The 1,785-nt window shown below is 63.5% G+C and carries 1 pseudogene; it reads left to right on the top strand.

What is annotated here, in order from left to right:
* Positions 1 to 28 precede the first annotated feature (28 nt).
* Positions 29 to 1,785, top strand: a pseudogene (locus P0D70_RS36460) (adhesin); the annotation flags it as partial.

Here is a 1,785-nt window from a genome sequence, read left to right as displayed (position 1 = left end):
CGCCAAGGTGAACACGGTTAATAGCAACGTGACCAACCTGAGCACCACCGTCACCAACATCACCAACGGTGGTGGTATCAAGTATTTCCATGTGAACTCGACGGCGGCGGACTCGTCCGCGGGCGCGGCTCAGAGCGTAGCCATTGGTGGCAATGCCGTTACCGGCGGCGGTGCCAAGTCGATCGCCATCGGGGAGAACGCTTCGGCTGCAGGCGCTTACAGCTCCTACGGTGGGGATGGCGCGTACAACACAGCGATCGGCGCCGGTGCGACGGCGGACGGCACTTCTGGAAACTGGGGGCACAATACAGCACTCGGTGGCAATACCAATGCGACCGGCACCAATGCTGTCGCTTTGGGTTACGGCGCGACGGCCGTGGCAGCGCAAGCGAGCGCGATGGGTTATACCGCCACCGCAAGCGGGGCCAATTCTGTGGCGTTGGGCGGCGCCGCGAGTGCGACGGCGGGGAACTCGGTGGCACTGGGCGCAAGTTCGACGACGACCGGCGCCAACTCGGTCGCGGTTGGACCCGCAGCGGTGGCGTCGGGTCAGAGCGCAATGGCAATGGGTCAGGCGTCGACGGCCTCGGGTGCCTACACGAATACGATGGGTTATCAGACGGTCGCCGCGGCTTCGGACGGGATTGCCATTGGCACGCAGGCGAACGTGACTTCAAGCGCCGCACAAGGCGTCGCGATCGGTGCGCGGGCAACTGCGTCAGGCAGCAGCTCAATTGCGATGGGCAACTCGGCGGCGGCAAGCGGCACGGGTGATATGGCATTCGGCGCATCATCGATAGCGAGCGGAGCAGGTGTCAGCGCAGCGACGGCGATGGGCTACGCTTCTTCGGCCAATGCTGTGGGTTCTAGCGCGATTGGTGGATATTCGTCTGCGACGGGCGCGAATTCGTCGGCGTTCGGCTATAACGCAAAGGCAACGGCGGCCAATTCGGTGGCGCTCGGGCAGGGCTCGACGACGACAGCGAACCTATCGGCAGCGGGTTACAACCCGGGCTCGGCAACGCTCTCGGGTATTGCTTCGGCGGCCAACGGTGAAGTGTCGGTGGGCTCAGCAGGCAAGGAGCGTCGCATCACGAACGTGGCGGCCGGTTCGGCGGCCACGGACGCGGTGAACGTGAGCCAGTTGATGTCGGAAGACGCAAAGGTGAACACGGTGAATAACAACGTGAACAACCTGAGCACGAGCGTCACGAACATCAACAACACGGTGAATAACATCACCAGCGGTTCGGGCATCAAGTACTTCCACGCGAACTCGACGGCGGCGGACTCGTCGGCAACGGGAACGAACTCCGTGGCGATCGGTGACAAGGCGTCGTCGCTTGGCGGTTCGTCGGTTGCGATGGGTGACAGTGCGACGGCAGCGGGGGCGGCCAGTATTGCGATCGGTAACAACGCGCAGAATGTAACCGGCGCGAACAATTCGATTGCCATCGGCGGAGATTCGAAGGCGGCTGACAAATCCGTTTCTCTGGGCAATGGTGCTGATACTTCGCTGTCGAGTTGGGGCGTTGCGGTTGGCACGAACGCGAAGGTTTCGGCTGCGCTGGGCACGGCAATTGGTGGTGGTGCCATGGTTAGCGGTGCGAATGGGACGGCGATCGGCACGAACGCTGTGGCCTCAGCGGTCAACTCGGTGGCGTTGGGCAACGCAGCGACGACGATGGCGAACCTGTCGGCCGCGGGTTACAACCCGGGCACGGGCACGCTCTCGGGTACGGCATCGACCGCTAACGGTGAAGTGTCAGTCGGTTCGGCAGGCGC

The organism is Paraburkholderia sp. RL17-381-BIF-C (assembly GCF_046026435.1).
GTDB lineage: Bacteria > Pseudomonadota > Gammaproteobacteria > Burkholderiales > Burkholderiaceae > Paraburkholderia.
Note: the sequence above shows the minus strand (reverse complement) of the source record. Positions and strands in the feature narration are given on the sequence as shown.